This is a genomic window from Nonomuraea cypriaca (assembly GCF_015645445.1).
GTDB classification, from domain to species: Bacteria; Actinomycetota; Actinomycetes; order Streptosporangiales; family Streptosporangiaceae; genus Nonomuraea; species Nonomuraea cypriaca.
Genome location: NZ_JADOGI010000036.1, coordinates 1 through 19,368 on the forward strand (window position 1 = coordinate 1; position 19,368 = coordinate 19,368).

20 protein-coding genes are annotated in these 19,368 nt (G+C 69.0%); 14 read left to right on the forward strand and 6 right to left on the reverse strand.

The genetic code is table 11. From position 1 onward, the window contains the following. A partial coding sequence (locus ITP53_RS14520) for an MFS transporter (RefSeq protein WP_328814472.1) occupies positions 1-684 on the reverse strand: 684 nt, incomplete at its 3' end. 63 nt (positions 685-747) lie between these two features. Here ITP53_RS14520 and ITP53_RS14525 point away from each other — a divergent pair. The 5 genes from ITP53_RS14525 to ITP53_RS14545 all read left to right on the forward strand — a co-directional run bounded on the left by ITP53_RS14525 (position 748) and on the right by ITP53_RS14545 (position 5,729). Continuing rightward, complete coding sequence (locus ITP53_RS14525) at positions 748-1,713, forward strand: LysR family transcriptional regulator (protein WP_195895905.1); 966 nt, start codon at positions 748-750, stop codon at positions 1,711-1,713. 74 nt (positions 1,714-1,787) lie between these two features. Continuing rightward, the gene (locus ITP53_RS14530; protein ID WP_207755968.1) at positions 1,788-2,669 is read left to right on the forward strand and encodes an NUDIX hydrolase; all 882 of its coding nucleotides are present in this window, start codon (positions 1,788-1,790) and stop codon (positions 2,667-2,669) included. Between the two features lie 339 nt (positions 2,670-3,008). Continuing rightward, positions 3,009-3,227 (forward strand): hypothetical protein, encoded by a 219-nt coding sequence (locus tag ITP53_RS14535; protein WP_195895906.1) that lies wholly within the window; start codon positions 3,009-3,011, stop codon positions 3,225-3,227. A 289-nt stretch (positions 3,228-3,516) separates the two neighbouring features. Beyond that, positions 3,517-4,347, forward strand: a complete 831-nt coding sequence (locus tag ITP53_RS14540) for an alpha/beta fold hydrolase (RefSeq protein ID WP_207755969.1) — start codon at positions 3,517-3,519, stop codon at positions 4,345-4,347. A 107-nt stretch (positions 4,348-4,454) separates the two neighbouring features. Continuing rightward, positions 4,455-5,729 (forward strand): MFS transporter, encoded by a 1,275-nt coding sequence (locus ITP53_RS14545; protein ID WP_328814478.1) that lies wholly within the window; start codon positions 4,455-4,457, stop codon positions 5,727-5,729. Positions 5,730-5,787: 58 nt separating this feature from the next. Here ITP53_RS14545 and ITP53_RS14550 read toward each other — a convergent pair whose 3' ends face one another. Continuing rightward, positions 5,788-6,615, reverse strand: coding sequence for a M55 family metallopeptidase (locus ITP53_RS14550; RefSeq protein WP_195895909.1), 828 nt, complete (start codon positions 6,613-6,615; stop codon positions 5,788-5,790). Between the two features lie 402 nt (positions 6,616-7,017). On the opposite strand from ITP53_RS14550, the gene ITP53_RS14555 reads away from it, so the two are divergent. Further along, complete coding sequence (locus tag ITP53_RS14555; protein ID WP_328814519.1) at positions 7,018-7,818, forward strand: SAM-dependent methyltransferase; 801 nt, start codon at positions 7,018-7,020, stop codon at positions 7,816-7,818. Between the two features lie 122 nt (positions 7,819-7,940). On the opposite strand, the gene ITP53_RS14560 is transcribed toward ITP53_RS14555, so the two are convergent. Continuing rightward, entirely contained in the window at positions 7,941-8,684 is a 744-nt protein-coding gene (locus tag ITP53_RS14560; RefSeq protein ID WP_195895911.1) for an SDR family oxidoreductase, read from the reverse strand. 138 nt (positions 8,685-8,822) lie between these two features. On the opposite strand from ITP53_RS14560, the gene ITP53_RS14565 reads away from it, so the two are divergent. Beyond that, on the forward strand, positions 8,823-9,758 hold the full coding sequence (locus ITP53_RS14565) for an AraC family transcriptional regulator (RefSeq protein ID WP_195895912.1): 936 nt from the start codon (positions 8,823-8,825) through the stop codon (positions 9,756-9,758). A gap of 222 nt (positions 9,759-9,980) precedes the next feature. Here the strand turns inward: ITP53_RS14565 and ITP53_RS14570 are convergent, their stop codons facing one another. Both ITP53_RS14570 and ITP53_RS59220 read right to left on the reverse strand, forming a co-directional pair. Continuing rightward, complete coding sequence (locus ITP53_RS14570) at positions 9,981-10,622, reverse strand: response regulator (protein ID WP_195895913.1); 642 nt, start codon at positions 10,620-10,622, stop codon at positions 9,981-9,983. Beyond that, positions 10,619-11,728, reverse strand: a complete 1,110-nt coding sequence (locus tag ITP53_RS59220; protein ID WP_195895914.1) for a sensor histidine kinase — start codon at positions 11,726-11,728, stop codon at positions 10,619-10,621. Before ITP53_RS59220 ends, ITP53_RS14570 begins: the two co-directional genes overlap by 4 nt. Before the next feature lie 323 nt (positions 11,729-12,051). Between ITP53_RS59220 and ITP53_RS14580 the strand changes: the two genes are divergently transcribed. Next, a complete protein-coding gene (locus ITP53_RS14580; RefSeq protein WP_195895915.1) occupies positions 12,052-13,089 on the forward strand; it encodes an SDR family NAD(P)-dependent oxidoreductase in 1,038 nt (345 codons plus the stop codon). Positions 13,090-13,220: 131 nt separating this feature from the next. On the opposite strand, the gene ITP53_RS14585 is transcribed toward ITP53_RS14580, so the two are convergent. Beyond that, the gene (locus ITP53_RS14585) at positions 13,221-13,589 is read right to left on the reverse strand and encodes a carboxymuconolactone decarboxylase family protein (protein WP_207755970.1); all 369 of its coding nucleotides are present in this window, start codon (positions 13,587-13,589) and stop codon (positions 13,221-13,223) included. Positions 13,590-13,790: 201 nt separating this feature from the next. On the opposite strand from ITP53_RS14585, the gene ITP53_RS60245 reads away from it, so the two are divergent. From ITP53_RS60245 to ITP53_RS14615, 6 genes are all read left to right on the forward strand, one after another. Continuing rightward, positions 13,791-14,381, forward strand: coding sequence for a TetR/AcrR family transcriptional regulator (locus ITP53_RS60245; protein WP_195895917.1), 591 nt, complete (start codon positions 13,791-13,793; stop codon positions 14,379-14,381). 286 nt (positions 14,382-14,667) lie between these two features. Then, a complete protein-coding gene (locus tag ITP53_RS14595) occupies positions 14,668-16,008 on the forward strand; it encodes a hypothetical protein (protein WP_195895918.1) in 1,341 nt (446 codons plus the stop codon). Then, complete coding sequence (locus ITP53_RS14600) at positions 16,008-16,406, forward strand: hypothetical protein (RefSeq protein ID WP_195895919.1); 399 nt, start codon at positions 16,008-16,010, stop codon at positions 16,404-16,406. The genes ITP53_RS14595 and ITP53_RS14600 overlap by 1 nt, the downstream gene beginning before the upstream one ends. Continuing rightward, on the forward strand, positions 16,403-17,014 hold the full coding sequence (locus ITP53_RS14605; RefSeq protein WP_195895920.1) for a hypothetical protein: 612 nt from the start codon (positions 16,403-16,405) through the stop codon (positions 17,012-17,014). Before ITP53_RS14600 ends, ITP53_RS14605 begins: the two co-directional genes overlap by 4 nt. Further along, positions 16,980-17,675, forward strand: coding sequence for a response regulator (locus ITP53_RS14610; protein WP_195895921.1), 696 nt, complete (start codon positions 16,980-16,982; stop codon positions 17,673-17,675). The genes ITP53_RS14605 and ITP53_RS14610 overlap by 35 nt, the downstream gene beginning before the upstream one ends. Before the next feature lie 296 nt (positions 17,676-17,971). Beyond that, positions 17,972-18,883 carry an LLM class F420-dependent oxidoreductase gene (locus tag ITP53_RS14615; protein ID WP_236050812.1) on the forward strand — a complete coding sequence of 304 codons (912 nt, stop codon included), beginning with the start codon at positions 17,972-17,974 and terminating at the stop codon, positions 18,881-18,883. Positions 18,884-19,368: the final 485 nt, after the last annotated feature.

Genomic DNA, 19,368 nt, shown 5'->3' on the forward strand with positions numbered 1-19,368 from the left:
CCGCCCCTGCCGTGGCTGGAAACGCCGCCCGCGGCCCCCTCCACCCACGGACCGCTCCCCGTGCGCCGGCGATGGCACGGCAGGCCCTTCGCCGTACGCGGGCGCCGGTGGTCTTTCGCTGTGGGGCAGGGTCAGGACGGTGAAGAGCGCGCACAGCAGGGACACCCCCGCCACCACGAGCAGGGCCCCGTGCCAGCCCAGCGGTTCGGCGGCGAAGCCGGTGCCGAGCCGGCCCAGCATGCCGCCGACGGAGTTGCCGGCGATCATCGCGCCCACCGCGCCGGCCAGCCGTCCCGCCCCGACCAGATCGGCCAGGTACGCCGCCGCAACCCCCGCGAACCCGGCGATGGCCACGCCTTGCACGGCCCGCATCACCAGTAGCACGGGAAATGAGGGAGCCAGCGGCAGCGACAGCCCGATCAGCGCCGAGACCACCACCGACCAGACGATCAACCGCCGACGCCCCACCACCTCGGCCAGGGCCGCCAGCGGGAGCACCGCGATGGCGAGCGAAGCGGTGGCCACCCCGATGGCCAGCGACGCGGTCCCAGGATCCAGCCGGAACGCGGAGGCGAGCTGCGGCAGCACCGGCTGGGGCGCGTACAACAACGCGAACGACGACAAACCGGCCGCCGCGACGGCCGCGCTGATCCGCCGGGTGTCCGCCGGAGCCTTGATGACCACGCGCGCAACGCTAAGCAAGGCTAATAAATACGTCTAATGCGGATATGGACGATAATTCATACGATGACGCATGATTCTGACGAACGGCTGGTCGCGCACCTCGCCCCCGCCCTGGCCCTGCTGGCGGCCGTCGGCGAAACAGGTCACGTGACGCGCGCAGCCGAGCTCCTCGGCATCCCCCAGCCCACCGCGAGCCGCCGCCTCGCCGCCCTGGCGGACCTGGTCGGCGCCCCGCTCGTGGTCCCGTCCGGCCGTGGCATCCGCCTGACCAGGGCGGGCCGCACCCTCGCCGCCGCCTCCGGCCGCGCGCTCACCACCGTGGCCGCCGCCGCCCGCGAGGTACGTGAGGAGATCGACCCGGGCAGCGGCCGCGTCGTACTCGGGTTCCTGCATCTTCTCGGCCGCTCGCTGGTTCCGTCCCTCATCCGCGGCTTCCGCGCGGGCAACCCCGGCGTCCGCTTCAGCCTGGCTCAGGGCTCACGCCAGGACATGCTGCGGGCCCTGCGGGAGGGGGAGATCGACCTGGCGTTCGTCGCGCCCATGCCGTTGGACGATCCCGAGCTGTCCAGCCGGCCGCTGGCCGACCAGGAGCTCGTCCTGTCCGTCCCCCCGTCCCACCGCTTCGCGACCCGCGACCGCGTACGGGCCGCGGAACTGGCGGGGGAGGAACTGGTCACCCTCGAACACGGTTACGGCCTGCGCCAGATCGCCGATGATCTGTGCGCGTCGGCGGGGTTCGAGCCGCGCATCGCCTTCGAGGGCCAGGAGTCGGAAACGGTACGCGGCCTGGTGGCGGCGGGCCTGGGCGTGGCCATCCTTCCCCGCGCCGAATCCGGCCCGCTTCTGGAGGCCGGTGCCGGTGTGGTCGAGATCCCCCTGTCGCCACCGGTGTACCGCACCATCGGCGTGAGCTGGCCGGCCGGCGAACGACTGACTCCGGCGGTACGAGCCTTCCGAGACCACGTGTACGATCATGCCCCCGGCTTCCGCCCCACCCCTCCACGACCCCTGCCCGGCACGGCTCTTTGACGGGAGCGACCGGTATGTGATCAGGGGGGCGGATGGCGGTCTGAGGGATGAGGCCGCTGGGCCAAACTGGGGGCATGACACACGACGGGGATGCGGGCGTGCCGGGGTCGCTGGCGAAGGTGCTTGCCGATGTGGGTGCCGAGCGGGCGGCTCAGGATGCGAAGTGGGGCATGCAGGTGTTGCCCGACGGCACCGGGGGCGAGGGCACGGTGACCGGGGCTGACCTGGCAAGGCTTGAGACCGAGACGGCGGCCGCGAACGGCGTGCTGACCTGGCGCCACATCCTGGCCGAGGAGGTGTTCGAGGCGTTCGCGGAATCGGACCCGGGCAGTTTGCGTGCCGAGCTGATCCAGGTTGCCGCCGTGGCCGTCAAGTGGGTCCAAGCCCTCGACCACCGTCCACCGTCGCTTCTCGACCGCCGTCCACCGCCGGCTCTCGATGGCCGGCCTCTGCCGGGCCTCGACCGCCGTCCACCGTCGGGCCTGGACCCGGACAGCGCTCGGTCCCTCGGCTTCGGACCGCAGGACCGGTTTCGAGCCGTCATCGACGTGCACATACTCCTGCCCCGTGCCGGCAAGGTCCTGCTGGGCAGGCGAACCGGGACCGGTTACGGTGACGGACTGTGGCATCTGCCGTCCGGTCACCTGGAGGCAGGGGAGTCGGCGGCCGACGCGGCCGTCAGGGAGGCGGGCGAGGAACTGGGCGTGACCATGAGCCCGGATGACCTCACGTTCTCCCATGTCATGCACCGCGCTCCCGAACGAGTCGGCCTCTTCTTCACCGCGGCCGAGTGGCACGGCGAGCCGTACAACGCCGAACCGCACAAGTGCTCGGAAGTAGCCTGGTGGCCCATGGACGAGTTGCCCGCCGACATGGTCGGCTACGCGGCGGCGGCGATAGCGAACATCCTGGCCCGTATCCCGTTCGCGCTCCACCAATGGCCCGCGGACCGTTGACCCGCCACTGAGGGCGGCCATCGCGCCTTCCGGTAGGCAAGAACACGGCCAGATCAGGGTTTGCCGAGCCGGTCCAAGCTCTGGCGTATCACCGTCAGCGCCTCCTCGGCGCTGCGTTGCCCCAGGAGCACGCTGGTGCCCAGTCCAGCTGATATCGCGAGCAGGACGGTGGCCTCCGTCCGGCCGGGGATCTGGGCCGTTGGGCATGTCTCCTGACTGCTGTGCCAGCCGTAGCTGCTCGGCGACGAATCGCTCCATCGCGTCGGGCGCAGCCAGGAAGGGTTGCTGCCGGAGGGCGGTGTCGGTGACCGCGAGCATCGCGTAGGAGGTGTAGATGAGGTGGAAGACCCGGCTTTCCTCGTCGGTGGGCAATGCCTGTACGAGAACGGTTTCGATCACCTCCCGCGGCCGTGGATCGGCACCGAGCAGGGCGAGCTTCTCCTTGATCTGCTCCTGCATCCGCTCAGCCAGGTGTGTCAGCGCGAACAGCGTCAGCTGTTCCTTGGTCTCGAAATAGTGCTGCACCGTGCCACTGGAATGCCCTGGCCTCGTCAATGAGCGCATCCTCGATCTCGCCGCGAACGCGACCGTCTCCGGAATGGAGAACTGATCGGCACGTCCACCCGGATCTCTGAGACAGGCCCCGAATTCGACTGTCCCGGCATACCACCGGGCGGCGGCCGCCCGGCGAGCGGCGCCGCTCAGGGGTGTCAACGGCCTACTTGAAAGTGATCGGGGCAGCTTGTAGATCTCGTTGACGGCGGGGCGAGAGATGAGGGCGGCAGTGCCGCATGGCGGCTCGGTCAACGGGGATGGCGGTTGGCGCGGTATCCGATCGAGCAGGAGGATGGTCGTGGACTGGACGCTGGGCGAAGAATTCGAGACGCCTGACGGGGTTGTGCGATGGGCGGTCATGGGCCACGGCGACCCGGTCGTGCTCGTACATGGCACCCCGTACTCGTCCTTCCTGTGGCGGGACGTCGCGCCGGCGCTTGCTCTGACCCGTCAGGTCTTCGTTTTCGACCATCTCGGGTTCGGCCGGTCGGACCAGCACGAAGGCCAGGACCTCAGCCTCGCGGCTCATGCCGGCCACTTCAGTCGGCTCTTGGACCACTGGGGGCTGTCCCGCCCGAGCGTGGTCGCCCACGACATCGGCGGAGCGGTCGCCTTGCGGGCTCTGCTGCTGGAAGGAGCGAGCTTCGGGGATCTCACCCTCTTCGACGCGGTGAGCGGTGGTCAGTGGGAGAGAGGACTCTTCCAGCTCATCCTCAAGCAGGCGGAGGTCTTCCAGCAGCTTCCCGATTACGCCCATGAGGCATTGGTGGCCAGCCACCTGCGCCATGCCACGCATGTCGGCTTCCGGCCAGGGATCCTCGACGCCTTCCTTGAGCCGTGGCGGGGCGCTCAGGGGCAGGCCGCGTTCTACCGCCAGTACAGCCAGATCAGGCAGGTGGACACGGCTGAATACGAGCATCTGCTGGGCGAGGTCTCACTGCCGGTGCGCCTGCTCTGGGGACGTGAGGATCGCATTCTTCCCCCTGAGTACGCCGAGTGGCTGCACGAGAAGATCCCGCACGCCGAACTCCACTGGATCGAGGGAGCCGGTCACCTCCTTCAGGAAGACGCGCCCGCGCGCCTGATGGCCCACCTCACTGCGAAGTTCAAGGCACCAGGTTGAACAGGCAGAAGGAACCGCCGGATGGGGCACCGTCCAAGGAGCCTGATCACACGGGATTGACGGGACATCCGGTCCCTTCGTAGCGTTTCCGCGGCAACCCCTGCCACGTGCAGGAAGCGTTTCCCGCACGACCCGCGACGGTCACGGAGGAGCCTGGGCATGCCCGAGACAGGCCGACGCGATACCGACGCGACTTGAACCCTCAAGAAGCCCCGCAACATACAAGTGAGCGACGCCAAGGCCGACAGGCGCGCCTAGCCGTCGCCCTGCTCTACCTGATCATGAGCATGCCCATCGGCGGGTGGGCCGCCCGGGTCCCCGAGGTCCGCCGGCAGGTGGGTGCGGACGACGCCCTCTGGGGCCTGGCGAACACCGTCCCGAGCATCGGCAACGTCATCGGGCTCTGCGCGATCATGCTGCTGGCAGGGCGAGTCCCTAACCGGTTACTTGCCATCGCCGGTGCTGGGCTCGTCCTCCTCACCGTGCCTTTGATGGTGTTGTCGACCAGTTTCACGGGGGTTGTGCTCGGCCTGACGACATGGGCCCTCGTCGCCCACATCATGGGCATCCCCATGGGCGCACTCGCGCTGGACGTGCAACGCCGTTACCGCAGGCCACTCATGGGCGGTTTCGATGCCTGCTTCGGAACAGGGACGCTGATCGGCGGGGCGACGGGGACATTCACGGCGGTGCTGGATGTGCGGCCGTGGGTCCAGTTCGCCGCCATGAGTGGACTGCTCGGACTGTGCTTGGCGGCGACGGCTCGATGGCTGCCCAAGGAAGTGAGCGAGAGAGCCGGGACGCTCCGGATGTCGTTCCGGAAAAGGTTCAATCGCCCGATGCTGCCGATCACGGTCATGGCCTTCCTGTCGGGGTACGTGTCCGAGTCGGCGATCCTCTGGAATGCCGTCTACGTGTCCGACACCATGGGCGCGGGTTCGGTTGCCGGCGGCATCTCCTACACCGCTGCCGCAACCGCCGGGACCGTGGCGGCGTTGCTGGCGGTGGATCGAGTCACGGCACGTCTGGGCACGGTCCGCCTCGTGCGAATGTCCACCTTGTTCGCGGCGGCGGTATTCGGTGCCTGTCTCCTGATCAGCAATCCAGTGGCGGCGATCACGGGATTCGTCTTACTCGCGGTCGGAATGGCTTGCGTGAATCCCAGTGTCTACACCCTTGCCGGAAACCAGGAGGGACTGTCTCCAAGCGAGGGAGTCTCGATGGTGGAGCTCGGGCAGATGCCGGGGGCGTCGATCGCCGCGCCGGCGTTGATCGGCGCCTTGAGCGGCCTGATCGGGCTCCGCTTCGCTTTGACATCCATCGTCGTCGCGGTGTTGCTGCTCAGCGTGCTGGTGGGACGAGTGCGATACGCCGATGGCTAGGAGGAGCTCTTTCCTCCCGCAGGCCACTCACGCTCACTCAGGAGCCCAACTCCGTGGCCTAGCCGGGTTTAATGGTGGCGAGCTGCCCGAGTAACAGGACCAGCCGGTAGGCGTCGGCGAAGTCGGCGGCGGTGAAGGTGACCGTACGGCCGCCTTGAGCCCGTGAAACACCCGGCACGAGTGTCGCCAGATCCACCGTGACCGGGCTGTGTAGATCGACTTCGACGTCAAGCGGTCCGGGAATGGACAGAGGCGAAACCAGTGCGCGGCGCATGATGGCGTCGGCGGCCGCCCGGCGCAGCCGCTCTCGGGCTTCCTCGGGGTGCAGGGCGACGGCGGTGGCCTGCCCGAGGGCTTGTTTGACCGCGACAGTGACGGCCGAGGGGACCAGGTCACGTAGTTCGGCGCAGGCGGTGTCATCGCCGCTGAGCAGCGCGACCGGCACGCCCAGATGGCCGGACATGGCGGCGTTGAGACCGATCTCGCCGAAGGAACGGCCGGCCACGCGCACGTCGAGGATGTCGTCGCTCATGGTGTGCGCCAGCACGGCCGGCCCCCCACCGGCACGGGCGTGGTAGCCGACGAGCAGAACCGCGTCGGTGTGCTCGTCGAGCCCGCCGAGCATGCTCAGCGGGCGTGGCTTGCCACGAACCAGGTGCGCCCGCCGGTCGAGTTCCTCCGGCAGGATGTTACGGAACGGCCCGTGCGCGTCTGCGACCCAAACCACGGCGGTGGGTTCGGCGTCCAGGACACCGGCGATCACGGCGTTCGCCTCGGCCGTCATCAAGGCCCGGCCGCGTTCGTAATCGTATCGACCCGGATTCGTCTCGGTGGAATGTACGATCCCCGAGATGCCCTCCATATCAACAGAAATCAGTACCTTCATACCCCGGGGAGCCTACGCGCTGCGGCGTGCGACGGCGTCATGGACGCATTCGAGATGATCGTGACAGCTGGTCTCCAACCGCGAGCTGAAGTCGCAGGAGTTCGACCGTCAGGTGGAGCTGATCAAGCCGTACATGGCCTGGGACCAGGCGACTTGGACAGTACGTCGGGTGGTTCCCGATGTGCACCCGGCCGGGTTCCCCGTCACCTGGGCTCTGGCCGGCCCGGACATCGACGAGCGTGAGGTGCGACCGCACACCCCGCCCCGGCGAGCATCGCGACGCCGGACAGCCGGGGATCAGCGAGTGGTCGCGTATCAGCCGTCGGCTTCCGACTCTGACTCCAGGGCCTTGCTCATTGTGTTATTTTGAGTGAAATTGATCTTCAAGGGAGGTTTGTAGTGGTGGGGCAGAGCGATCGCGGATCGGGGGGCATCGATGTCACCAGGCCGAGCGTCGCCCGGATGTATGACTACTACCTCGACGGGAAAGACAACTTCGAAGTTGACAGGCAGGCCGTCCGGCAGGTGGAGAAGGCGATGCCGGAGATCCGTCAGCTGGCTCGGGAAAACCGGGCGTTTCTGCGGCGTGCGGTGCGGTACATGGCCCGGCAGGGGATCCGGCAGTTCATCGATATCGGCTCTGGCCTGCCGACCGTGGGCAACACCCATGAGATCGCCCAGAAGGTCATCCCGGATGCGCGTGTGGTCTACGTCGACAATGACCCGGTCGTGCTCCAGCACGGTCGCGCACTTCTTGCGACCGACGACAACACAAGAGTGGCCGCTGCCGACATGCGACGTCCGGCCGACGTCTTGGGACATCCGGAGACGGTCAAGCTCATTGATTTCAGCGAACCGGTCGGTGTCCTGATGATCGCCATGCTTCACTTCCTCACGATGGCGGAGCGTGGTTCCGTCATGGGCCAACTGCGCGACGCCTTGCCCTCAGGCAGCTACCTCGCGATGACCCACGTCACCACCGATGGCAAGTCAGCGGACGCGGTCGCTCAGATCGAGGCTGCGTACGCGCCCACGCCGACGCCGATCTACTTCCGGGAGCGCGCGGACATCATGCGTTTCTTCGATGGGTTCGATGTGGTCGCCCCTGGCCTGGTCACCATAGACGTCTGGCACCTCGACCCATCAGACCCGGCTCCAGCGGCCACGAAGTGGCTCTACGGGGGCGTTGCCTGTAAGCCATGAAACGGGCTGGGATCAGAATGGCGCGGGAGGGCAGGCGTCCAAGGTTTTCAATCGCCGGTGGGCTGGCGGATGAGGGCAGCAGGGCCGGCATCGGCTTCCTGTCCCGCCCGCAGCCCGGCGTGTCACCCGGCGGAAGCCGTCTCCAGAACGAAGGCGCGGGGGTCGCCGGCGAGCGAGGCCTTCGCCGTGGCGCCGAAGCTGTCGGCGAGGATCTCGATCTTCCCGGCCTCGACCCCGTCGAGTGCGGTGCGGACGATGTCGGCCGGGTCGTTCATCACGCCGTGCGGGAGCGCGCCGCCCTCCATGACCTTTTCCGCGTAGGCCTTCATGGTCTCGGTGGCCGTCGGCCCGAACACCAGCCCGGTGACGAGGGTGCCCTGGCCGGCGAGTTCGAGCCGGACGCCGTTGGTCAGGCTCCACTGTGCGGACTTGGCGACGGCGTAGGCGTTGTTGCCGTCGAAACTTTGAAAGGACAGGACTGACAGGACGTTGAGGATGGCGCCGCCGCCGTTGGCGGCGAGGATGGGGGCGAAGGCCCGGATCATGGCGAGGGTGCCGTAAAAGTGGGTGTCGAGGGTCATCCGGATCTTGTCGAGGTCACCGTCGACGAGGTTCACACCCAGGGAGACCCCAGCGTTGTTGACCAGCAGGTCGACATCGCCCGCGGCGGCCGCTGCCGCCGCGACGGACGCCGGGTCGGTGATGTCGAGCGGCAGCACCTCGGCCCCGGGAAGGTCAACGAGTTCCGGACGGCGGGCGGTGGCGTACACCTTCGCCGCGCCTCGGTGCAGCAGTTGCTCGGCGAAGTGGCGGCCAAGATCGCGGTTGGTGCCGCTGACCAGGGCGGTGGCTCCGTGCAGTCGCATGTCTCTCCTTGGGGTACGGCCCGGTCCACCCGGGCGTAGAGAACTGTACGAAGCACGAGGCGCGTCAGTCGATGCCTTTCTGACGCAGAAAATTATCCGTATGCCTCATCCAGAGAGATCCGACGCTACGATCGCCCCATGGATCTCCTGGCCGATGTGCTCCTGGTGTCCGGCGTCCGGGGCACCCTCGGCACCCGGATCGAGGCGGGCGAAAGCTGGGCTATGGTTCTGGACGACTATCCAGGCGCGGCGATGCACGCCGTCACCGCGGGCAGTGCGTGGCTCACCGTCGCCGGCCGTGAGCCGCGAGAGCTGGCCGCGGGCGACGTCATCCTGCTCCCGCCCGGGACGCGCCACGTCCTGGGCGACGCGCCCGGCACCGAGGCCGGAGCCTGCGATCAGGCGGCGGCGGCACGCGCACGCGAGACCGGTGGGGTGGTCCGGCTCGGTTCGCCGCCTGTGCGTACGCGGATCGTCACCATCCACTACCACTGCGATCCGGCGGTACGCACGCAGGTGCTGACCAGGCTTCCCGACCTCGTACACGTCGGCGCCGAGGTGGGGGCCGCCTGCTTCGACGACGCCGTACGCCTGCTCGGCCGCGAACTGGCCCATCCGCAGATCGCGACGACGGCCGTGCTCAACAGCCTGGTCGACATCATGCTGATCCAGCTGCTGCGCGCCTGGCTGGCCACCCGCCCGGTCGAGCAGCGCGGAACCTGGCTGGGCATGCTCGGCGATCCGATCGTCCGCCAGGCACTGGAGCGTATCCATCAAGATCCCGCACGGCCGTGGACGACCGCGACCCTCGCGTCGACGATCGCGGTGTCGCGCGCGACGCTCTCTCGGCGCTTCCCGGCGGCCATCGGGCAGAGCCCCGCCGCCTACCTGACGCAGTGGCGGATGGACCTGGCCGCCGTCCGGCTCCGCGACACCCACGAATCCGTCGAGGACATCGCGGCCGCCGTGGGATACCACTCGGTTCCCGCCTTCAGCCGCGCCTTCACCCGCGCCCACGGCCAGGCGCCGGGCCGCTACCGCATGGATACCCGCAACCGGGCGCCCGCTCGGTGAACAGCAGCAAGCACGCCGCTGCACGAGCAAGCCTTGCGCGCGTTCCTCGCCCTCGTGCCCGGGCACGGCCACCAGACGGCCACGTCGATCATGCAGGCGGTCATCCTTCAGGTCCGCTCGACATCGCGGCGGTGGCCGTACAGGTCCTGACCGGAGCGGGCACGACCGTACAGGTCCTGACCGGAGCGGGCACGCCGGACGCCGCCTGGGCTTGTGGATCTCCTAGCGCCCCACCCGGTCGGCCAGCACTGCCAGACCGATGCGGTTCTGGCAGCCGGTCTTGTTCATCATGCTGGCGACGTGGCTCTTGACCGTGGTGATGCCGACGTACAGCCGCTCGGCGATCTCCCTGTTCGACAGCCCTTCGGCAACGAGCGCGAGCACCTCACGCTCGCGCTCGGTCAGCGACGACGGCAGCTCGGGGACCGCATACGGCGCCTGACGGCCGGAAGCGGCCTGGTCCACCAGCCTGCGTAGCGGCGACTGACTGAACATCCTGTCGCCCTGCGCCGCTCCGCGGATCGCGCGCAGCAGGTCGTCCGGCGGTGTGTCCTTCGTCACGAAGCCCACCGCCCCCGCGGCCAGCACCGGATAGAGGTGATCGTCGTCGTCGAACGTGGTGACGGCCAGCACCCGGGCAGAGGAGCGGGCGGTGACGATCTGCCGGGTGGCGATGATGCCGTCGATCCCCGGCATGTGCAGGTCCATCAGCACCACGTCGGGCACGAGTCGCTCGGCGAGCCGTACCGCCTCCTCGCCGTTCGCGGCCTCGCCCACCACATCAAGGTCCGACTCGGATTCGCACAGCATCCGCAGACCCATCCTGACCAGCTGCTGGTCGTCGGCGATCAGCACGCGGATCACGGCAGGACCGCCGACAGCCGCCAGCCGAACTCGACCGGTCCCGCCTCCAAACGCCCGCCGAGCAGGCTGACCCGCTCACGCATACCGATCAGTCCATAGCCGGCTCCTCGCGCGGGCGCCCCCGTGCCATCGTCGATGACGTCCACCCGCACCGCCCCACCCTCGATCAGCCTGACGCACAACCTGACCCGGGCCGAGGGACCCGCGTGCTTGGCCACGTTGGCCAGCCCTTCCTGGGCGAGCCTGAGTACGGCCAGGCCACGCACGGTGTCGAGCCCGGAGATCGCCGGGTCGAGGTCGGCGCTGACATCCAGCCCGTTCCCCCGCCCGTGCTCGACCACGGAGGCAAGCGCGGCGGGCAACCCTTCGGGCTCCACGATCGAGGCCGGCTCCCGCCCTGGAGCGCGCAACACCCCCACCAGCGTACGCATGTCGGCGAGAGCGGCGCTGCTGGTCGCGTGCAACCCGTCGAGGAGTTCGCTCACCCTCGGGTCGCCCGAGGACAGAACATGCTTGGCCACGCCCACCCGCAGCACCATGGACGACATGTGATGGGCGACCAGGTCGTGCAGTTCGCGCGCCACGGCCGTGCGCTCCGCCAGCCTGGCCTCTCGCAGCCGGGCGTCACCGCGCTCGCGCTCCCGGCCGGCCGCCTGCAGGCCGAGCCGTACGTAGGCGGCCAGCAACAACGGCACGCCGACCACCACCGCGATGCGGAACAGGACCGACGGCAACTGCTCGGGAAGCTGGTCGAGCAGGTTGACGCACACCACTGTGCCCAGCACCGCGGCACCCACCGCCACCTGCCTGCCCGGACGCCGTACCGCCAGGTCGAAGAGCAGCACGCAGGCGAGCACCTTCATCGCCAACACGATCGCGAAGCCGTACAGGTCGGCGCCGGCCAGCAACCCCGCCTGAACCAGCAGCACGCCGAGTGGCGACCAACGGCCGAGCGTGCTCAACGCCAGAGCCCCCAGCGCCAGGGCCCAATCCCGCGCGCCCGCGCCGTGCTCGAAGAACAGCAACTGCCCGGCCAGGCAGACGAGCAGCACGAGCGTGCGGGCCAGAACGCGGCCCGGCTGGAAGACCTGTTCGATCCAGCTCACGACCTCATCGTAGGTCGGCCAGGCCGGTCCGGCCTCCTGCGAGTGGAGGAGGCGGCCTCCTCCTACCGGCCGCGGCCGGCGAGCGTTCGGCCGGGCCGGTCTGGTCGTTGTGGCGAGGGGCCTGCTGTCGGGGAGCGCACCCTTGACTGCGGCGGCACCCGGTCCTCCCAGCTCGGGTCCTCCCAGAGGAGGGGAGACGCGTCCTGCCCATGGCCGGTGACCGCGGCCCGCGGAGCGAGGTGGCCGACGCGCGGTGCGGCCAGGCTTGACACCACGTGGGAACCGGCGTCCCGCCATGGGACAACCAGGAAAGGGCGGTATCAATGACCGTAGACAATCGTGGGCAGGATTCCGTCCCACCAGACGATGGCCTCGCGCCTGCCGGCGATGATGCGACATCGCCGGGCAAGCCGCCCGGAGACGGTGCCAGGCGATCCGGTCGCCGGGCGTTCTTCGGGATCGCCGCGGCCGCGGCCGGTGCGGCGGGGCTCGGCGGTGCGGTGACGCTGCCCCCGTATCTCACCTCTTCGCCCACGAGTCCACCGTCCGCTGCGCCTGCGCGGGCCCGCTTCGACGGCAAGGTCGTTCTGATCACCGGGGCCACATCAGGCATCGGAGAGGCTGCGGCCAAGGTGTTCGCGGCCGAGGGGGCGAAGGTCGGGTTCTGCGGCCGCCGCGCCGACTTCGGCCGCCGGGTGGAGCAGGAGATCCGCCAGGCCGGCGGTACCGCGCGTTACATCCGCGCCGACGTACGCGATCCCCAGCAACTGCAGCGGTTCGTGGACGAGACGGTCAGCGTCTTCGGCCGGCTGGATGTGGCCTTCAACAACGCTGGGATCACCAAAACCGCGCCGGTCCATGAAATGACACTCGATCAGTGGGCCGATGTGCAGGACACCAATGCGCGCGGGGTCTTCCTCGCCATCAAGTACGAGGTGCCGCACATGCTCAAGGCAGGAAACGGTGTGATCATCTGTACCGCGTCGGAGTCACGGCGGCCGGGCGGTGTCGCGTATACCGCGAGCAAGCAGGCGATCAAGGGCATTGTGGATGCCGCCTCCATGGACTACGGCCCGCAGGGAATCCGGATCAACGCGATCGCACCTGGTACGACCGACACCGCACTGGTTCGGCCGCCGGGCCTTCCGGACGCCGTCTGGGATGCGTTCAAGCGGGCCTGGGGACCGCTGAACGTATCCGGGCTCCACCGGATGGCCACCCCTCAGGAGATCGCCCGAGCAGTGGTCTCGCTGGCGACCGACGAGTTCTCCTTCATGGCCGGCTCGACCGTGCTGGTTCAGGGTGGCCCCTTGGGTGGTGGTGTGATGAACATGCCTCCCGGATTCCCGTCAGCCAGATGATTCAGCGGGATGGGGGGCGGCCGGCCGCCGGGCACCTGGCCCCGATGTGGAGCGATCAAGAACTGGTGGAGAAGAACGGCCGGCCGCCCCTGATTGCCCATCTCGGGGCTTCCCGGTTGCGGGGGCTTCGGTCAGGCTGTGGCGTCGGCGACGGGGAGCAGGCCCCGTTCGGCGAAGACCTTCTCAGCGACGAAGGTGGCGTTCAGGGCGCGGGGCATCCCGCAATAGACGGCCGAGTGCAGAAACACCTCGGCGATCTCGGCTGGGACGAGGCCGACGTTGAGTGCGGCGTTGATGTGGATGTGCAGTTCGGTCTCGCAGCCACCGAGGGCCGCGAGAATGCCGAGGGTGATCAGCTGCCGGTCTCTAGGAGGGAGGTTGGGACGGGAGTACATTTCCCCGAAAACCCAGGAGACCACCTGATGGCCGAGTTCGGGTGAGACATCGGCCAGTGCGTTCACGATCGTCTGCCCGGCTTCGGGATCGATCTGCCGCAGCACCTTCAAGCCGTGCTGGAACCGTTGTTCGCGATTCATCTGCCCTCCAGGGCGTGCTGTGAGTCCTTTGGGTTGCCCGTCGCTGCATCGCCACCCGCACATATCGGGCGCAGGGGGCGGTGGTCGCGGAAATTTGTCGATACTCATAGTACCGGTAAAAGGATTGCCGAGACCATTGGTTTCGACAAGTGCTAGGCTCGGCGCGTGACCTCAGAGCCCCGGGAGCGCCCGCACACTGGGCGCCGTCGCAATCCCGCCGTCCGGCAGGCCATCCTCGATCACGCCGCCGATCTCCTGATCGCGCACGACTACGCGGCCGTCTCGATCGATGTGATCGCGCGCGCCGCCGGGGTCAGCAAGCACACCATCTACCGCTGGTGGCCCTCCAAGGGCGCGGTACTGCTGGAGGCCATGGCCGAACGGGCCAGGCAGCAGACGCCCGACCTGGACACCGGCGTGTTCGCCGACGACCTGGAGACCTTCCTGACGGCCACCTTCCACACCGCCGACAAGGTCAGCGGGCTGCTGCGCGGCCTCATGGCCGAGGCGCAGCGCGACCCCGTGGCCGCCGAAGGTCTGCGCCAGTTCACCACCGGCCGCAGAACCGAACTGCACGCCCTCCTCACCCGCGGGCTCGAACAGGGCGAACTACCCGCGGACGCCGATCTGGATCTGCTCGTCGACCAACTCTTCGGCCTGATGTGGTACCGCCTGCTGATCGGCCACGCCCCCGTGGACGGCGACGTCGCCGCTCGCCTGGCCCGCTCGCTGATCCACCGAGAGTTCGAGAAATAGCCCTTGAACGCATCGGGGCGCACCGGGTCCTCCATCAAGCCGGCGCGGTTTGCCTCAACCGCTTCTACCGCACCTGGGAACACGCCGGCGGGTTATCTCTTCCTTCAGGGTCCTCCTTGTCCAGCATGGGGCTGGAGTAATAGCCGTGCTGGAGACCGACGGCGTGCCATGTTTCGCGGCACGCCCTCGCGCAGGTGTAGGCGCAGGCACGTAGTTCCCGGGAACTAGGCAGGTCAGTGCCCGCGCGTGATGTGCCGGGCGCGGCCCCGTTCCTACGCTCGGGCCTGTGCTCAAACGCCTGATCCCGGTCCTGCTCACGCTCGCGGTCGTGCTCGTCTGGGCGGCCCCCGCCCAGGCGCACGGCCGTAGCGGCGCGAGCGACGTGCGCTTCGCCCAGACCATCGCCGGCATGGAGCTGACGGTGGTGATACGGGCCAGTCTGCGGGTCCCGTCCCCGCTGCAGGTGGACGTGGTCGCGCACGACCCTGGCCTGGGCGGCAGGGTCGGGCTGACGCTGCGCTCCACACGGTCCGGCGCCGCCTCCTCCGGGGCGGCTCTGGTGGAGAAGGGCAGGCCGGGCATGTACCCGGTGGTCCTGGCGGCGGACCGGGTCGGCCCGCACGAGCTCGTGGTGCGGGCCGGCGCCGAGCGGTCGGTGCTGCCGTTCGACCTGCTGACACCGGGGGCGCCGCTGTGGGAGGTGGTCGTGTACGCGGCCTTCGCCTGCGCCGCGGTGGGCCTGATCGGCGCCCTGGCGGGGGCTGCGCTGTCGCGGCGGGAGGTGGCCGGCGGGTTCACCGTCGTCTTCGTGGTCGCGACGGTCGTGGCGTTCACCGCGGGCGGGCTGTCGCCGTGGTTCGCGCCGCCGGTGCCCGACGGGGCGACGCCCGTACCGGCACAGGAGCGCCTGCTCGGGAAGCCGAACGCGCAGCCGCTGATCGAGGTAGAGCCGGAGCGGCCCGGGGCGTACACGGAGTTCCGGCTGCGGGTGGCGCTGTTCGACGGCTCCACCGGCCGTCCCGCCGACGATCTCGCCGAGCACCACGCCGCGCTGGCGCACGTCGTGGTGACGAGCCAGGACGGCACGTACTTCCGGCACGTGCACCCCGCGCGCACCGCGCCCGGCGTCTACGAGGTACGGCTGCGCGCGGGAGGTTCGGGCCGCCAGTTGGTGTACGCCGAGTTCGAGCGCTGGGACGCGGGCGGGCAGCTCGTCTCCGGCGCGTTCACGGTCGGGTCCGGCGACCGGGAGGGGAAGTCCGCGAGCCAGGCAACGCGGAGCGGGGAGCCTGTGGTGGAGCCGGCGCGGCCGGTGGCCGGGCGGCCGATGACGCTCACGCTGGACACGGGCGCCGGCGCACTGCAGCCGTGGCTCGGTATGGCCGGGCACCTGATCGTCCGCAGCCAGGACGGCGGCTACCTGGGCCACGTCCACGAGGACAACTCCATGGGCACCGGCACGGAACAGGTCCCCGACGAGTCGGTCGCCCGCTACGGTCCGCAGCTGAGGTTCAGCCTCAGCTTTCCGCGGCCGGGTCGCTACCTGGCCTGGATCCAGTTCTCCAGGAACTACGCGATCGTCACAGTGCCGCAGGTCATCGAGGTCGCGGCCGAAGGGAGCCCGTGATGACCTGGCGCCGGGGCGCATACCTGGTCCTGCCCGTCCTGCTGATCGCCGCCGGAATCCTGTGGATCGTCAACCGCGACGGCCCGGACCCGCTGGAGCTGACGGGACGGGGTGCGTACTACACGGTCCGGGTGAACCTGGAACCGGACACCGGCCCGCTGGAGGCGAGGATCCGCGTCGATCCGGAGCCCGCCGAGGTCTCCGTGTTCGCGGTGATGCCCTACATGGGACACACCACCCCTGAACTCGCCGCCCACCACGACAGCACGGGCCGTTACGTGGCGCGGGGCGAGCTGTTCACGATGGCCGGCGCCTGGGAGCTCGGAATCCGCGTGCGCGGTGGCCCGGGCACCGAGGTGATCACGGTCAACACACTTGTCGGAGAGGGAGAGAGATGACAGATCCGCGTGACGTGCCGCGCCGGGAGGTCACCGGCGCGTGGTTCCTGCTGTTCGGCTACGCCGTGCTGATGACCGGCATGGTATGGGACGGGCAGTGGCACGGCGACGTCGGCCCGGACAACTTCTGGACCGCGCCCCACCTGCTGCTCTACGCCGGCACCGGGATCATCGGCCTGAGCTGCCTGATCGTGGTGCTGCTCTCGACATGGGCGCGGGGGCCGGCGACGGACACGCCGTCGGTGACGGTGTTCCGCACGTTCCGGGCCCCATGGCCGTTCCTGGTGGGCGGCCTCGGCGCGTCAGGCAACCTGCTGTACGCCGGCGCCGACCTGTGGTGGCACGAGGTGTACGGCTTCGACATCGCGGCCGGGACGACGCCCTCGCACTTCGGGCTGGGGTTGTCCATCCAGGTGGAGATCTTCGCCATGGTGATGGCGTTCGCCGTGCTGCGCCGTACGCGTTCCGAACGGTGGGGTCTGGCCCTGGCCATCGGTCTGGCCACCCTGGGCTCGACCTCGGCGTTCGGCATGGTCTCGAGGTGTGCGCCACGCTGCCGCTGCGGAGCGTGTCATGACCGGCGTCCGGGTCCTGGTCTGCGACGATGAGCAGCTGCTGCGGGAGGCGCTGGTCCGGCTGGTCGGGGCGGCCGGCGACCTGACCGTGGTGGGCGCAGTGGGCGACGGCGCCTCGGCCGTCGAGGCCGCCGCCGAGCACGAGCCGGACGTGGTGCTGATGGACATCCGGCTGCCCGGCATGGACGGCATCGAGGCGACCCGCCGCATCGTGGCGCGGGGCGGGCCGTCGCGGGTGCTGATCCTGACGACGTACGACCTGGACAGCTACGTCTACGCGGGCCTGCAGGCCGGAGCCAGCGGGTTCCTGCTGAAGGACGCGCCGGGGGAGCGCATCCGCGACGGCATCAGGATCGTCGCCTCCGGACAATCGGTGCTGGCACCGGAGGCGACGACCCGGATGATCCAGGCGTTGCAGCCCATGTTGCCCACCGACGAGGACCGTGCGCTGCTGGAGGCCGCCGGGCGGCTGACCGAGCGCGAGCGAGAAGTATGCGAGCTGATCGCACAAGGCCTGTCCAACGACGAGATCGCGGCGCACCTGGTGATCAGCCGCTACACCGTGAAGGTGCACGTGTCCAGCATCCTGACCAAGCTCGACCTGCCGGACCGGATTCACGTGCTGATCTCGTGGTCGCGCTTGCGCGGCCTGCGCCCCTCCCGTCCGTCCCAGCGACCCACAGCACCTGACTGACGATGGCGGCTCGCCGGTCCTCTGAGAGTCGGCGGTGATCTGCCCTGCCGTCGGATGTCGTGAAACGCAACGACGTCAGCCGGCGCCGCACGCCACCGGCCTGCGTGCGAGGACGTCGAGCGGTCTACGCTCGTAAACATGGATCTGCAGCTCAACGGCAGACGCGCCCTCGTGACAGGGTCGAGCGCGGGCCGACGTGCCTCGTGCCGCGAAGACCTTTCTCGGCCGCCGCGAGGAGAGCCGTCGCGGTTGTCTGCTGCGTCGCGTCGCACTCTCCCCGCGTCACCACCTAGTACATGACGGCTCCCGGTGCCGGCCTGAAAAGCACTGATACACAGCGAAGTACAAGGAAGACCATGCGATTCGCCTTCAAGACCTCACCGCAGAACACGACGTGGCCCGACATGCTGTCGGTGTGGCGGGCAGCCGACGACATCGACCTCTACGAGTCGGGGTGGACCTTCGACCATTTCTATCCGATCGAGGGCGATTCGTCGGGCCCCTGCCTGGAAGGCTGGACCACGCTGATCGCACTGGCCCAGGCCACGAATCGGCTTCGGCTGGGCACCCTGGTCACCGGGATCCACTACCGCCATCCCGCGGTCCTCGCCAACATGGCGTCAGCCCTCGACATCATCTCCAACGGTCGCCTCGAGCTGGGCATCGGCGCCGGCTGGAACGAAGAAGAATCCCGCGCGTACGGCATCGAACTCGGCACCGTGAAGGAACGCATGGATCGCTTCGAAGAGGCGTGCCAGGTTCTGATCGGGCTCTTGAGCGAGGAGACAACCGATTTCGACGGTCGGTTCTACCGGCTGCGATCGGCGCGCAACGAGCCCAAGGGGCCGCAGCGACCGCACCCGCCGATATGTATGGGCGGCAGCGGCGAAAAGCGCACGTTGCGGATCACCGCGAAGTACGCCGACCACTGGAACTTCGTCCGCGGCACTCCGGAAGAGTTCGCACGAAAGCGCGACGTGCTCGCCTCCCACTGCGCGGACATCGACCGTGACCCCCAGGAGATCACGTTGTCGGCGCACATCTGGCTCAACGCCGAGCGCGACTACCGAAGGGTGATGGATGAAGCGGCTGCCTTCGGCGAAGAAGGTCTGGACCTGGCCATCATCTACCTGCCACCACCGCTGGACGCCACGGTGCTCGAGCCGCTCGCCGAAGCGATCCGAGACTCCGGCCTGCGCGCCCGGTAGCGACGAAAGTCACCGAGACCGAAGACCTCGACCGGAAGGGCGCCCCACCCAGTAAGGAACAACAGAGCCTGCACGAGTTCGCCAAGGACATCGCGGCCATGGCGAACACCCGCGGCGGCCTGCTCGTCTACGGTGTTGCCGAAGAGCGTGGTACGGATCAGGCAAAGGCGATCACCAGCGTCGACACCTCCGAGGAACGGCAGGTAGCAGACGGTGAGGACGGCGGCGTCGACGTACCGCAGCGCCTCATCCAGCATGGCGGCATGGCCGGCGGGCGGGTCGCCGTGCAGATTCACGACCTCCTGGCTCCAACCACCGGGTGCTCCGCGCCGACTTACGGGGCCGGGGCGGTCGGCGCGCCCGGGTCTCCATCGTCGGCCCACGGCGTCGAACGAGCGGATGCTCGAGCCGGTCACCTTGACCGACGGCGGGCCATTTCGTACGTTCCGAGCGAGCTTGTCGGACGACGGCATAGCAACGGAGGC